Here is a 1,540-nt window from a genome sequence, read left to right as displayed (position 1 = left end):
GGTCAGCCGGCGGTGATGCGGTTGATCGCGGCCTCGAACTGCAACGATTTCCGCGGTTGTCGAAACTGTTTCTCGATGCGGTGCCGCCGCAGCGTTCCCTCGCGACCGAGATCGTCGAACTGGCGAAGCTGCGGGATGCCGGCACCCTCACCGAGTCGCAGTTCGAGGCCGCGATCAACCGCATCACCGCCGGCTGACCAAGCGGGTTGAGTGCCGCGGGTTGAGTGCCGCGGGTTGAGTGCTGTGGGTTGAGTGCCGCGCGCAGCGCGGTGTATCGAAACCAGGTGTATCGAAACCAGGTGTATCGAAACCCTGCGAACCCGACGGACCTTAGTCGGGCAAGCGGGTCGTGTCACCCCCCTTTTCACTAGTGCCGGTTGTGGCGTGTGCTGGGGAGAGGACTCTCCCGCCCCCGAGGCGCCGACGAGGGAGTTCCGGAAGGAATACATCGATGGGTCGCCACAGCATGAACTACGAGCCCCACATCAGCGAGGTCGCCGCAGCATCACCCGAGGCATCCGTTGCCCCTCCCGGTGAGCCATTTCAGCCGGGTGTGCCCGGCGCGCCGCAGGCGCCGAGCCCGGATGCCCCTTCGACTGTGCCAGACCCGTCGGGGCCGCTCTTTCCGTCGGACCCGACTCCCGCGGAGCCCTTCCCGGGCGAGCCGTCTCCAAGCGAGCCATTCCCGAGCGAGCCGTCGGTTCCGGTGGAGCCGTATCCGGTTGAGCCCTACCCGGTCGAGCCGCCGCCGCTGGCTCCCGATGAGGCGGATGACGGCTCGGTTCCCGCTGCGGGAACGTGGCACCCTGCCGGCAGCGAGGTGCTCTGATCGCCGGAGGCGAGCACACCCCGTCAGCGCCCGACGGCCAGTTTGACGGTCAGGACATGCCGACAGCCGATGGTGAGATGGCGAGTAACGGCTCGGAGGATGTCATCCCGCCCGAGCCCGACTCGTCTGAACCCGAGCCGTCTGAACCCGAGCCGTCTGAACCCGACTCGCCTAAACCCGACCAGCCACCTCATCCCGAGTAAACCGGCGACTGAGCTCCGCCCGCCGAATCCCCCGACCAGCGATCGCTGACATGACAGCGCCGAGTACAGCACCGACGAGGGCACCAAAGGTGTTGGCGACGAGGTCGCGCGGGTCGGATACCCGGGGCGTCCACACCTGCAGTACTTCGATGGCGACGGACACGGTTCCGCCGATTGCGACGGCTCCGAACCAGGTCGCCCGCGGGATGGCGAGGCGCACCAGCAACCCGAGTGGAATGAACAGCAGGATGTTGGCGGTGAATTCGGGTGACCCGAGCCGGGTCCAGGTGGCGGGGTCGAGCCAGGTGGAGAGCGAGAGTACGTCGTAGTCGTTCTGGGACCAGGGGTTGCGCCACAGCGTCGGCCCGAGGGTGATCACGCCGACGAGCACGAGGTACACCGCGGCGAGCACGGCGAACGGCAGCGATCGTCGGGTCATCTGTCGATCATGGATGGCGAACACTCGGCAGTCGCTGGGAGCGAACTCGGAGTCTGCCCCCGACCGGGC

At 67.3% G+C, this 1,540-nt stretch carries 3 protein-coding genes; 2 read left to right on the top strand and 1 reads right to left on the bottom strand.

Going from position 1 to position 1,540, the window contains the following annotated elements:
* Window positions 1-197: hypothetical protein (locus RMO30_RS04270; RefSeq protein ID WP_309709951.1), on the top strand; the 197-nt coding region annotated here is incomplete at its 5' end.
* A 254-nt stretch (window positions 198-451) separates the two neighbouring features.
* Entirely contained in the window at window positions 452-829 is a 378-nt protein-coding gene (locus RMO30_RS04265) for a hypothetical protein (protein ID WP_309709950.1), read from the top strand.
* Window positions 830-1,000: 171 nt separating this feature from the next.
* Here the strand turns inward: RMO30_RS04265 and RMO30_RS04260 are convergent.
* The coding region (locus tag RMO30_RS04260) for a VanZ family protein (RefSeq protein WP_309709947.1) at window positions 1,001-1,540 on the bottom strand (540 nt) is incomplete at its 5' end.

The organism is Pseudolysinimonas sp. (assembly GCF_031389465.1).
In the GTDB taxonomy this organism is placed as follows: Bacteria; Actinomycetota; Actinomycetes; order Actinomycetales; family Microbacteriaceae; genus Pseudolysinimonas_A.
The sequence above is the reverse complement of the archived record's forward strand: the minus strand, read 5'-3'. Positions and strand labels throughout refer to the sequence as shown.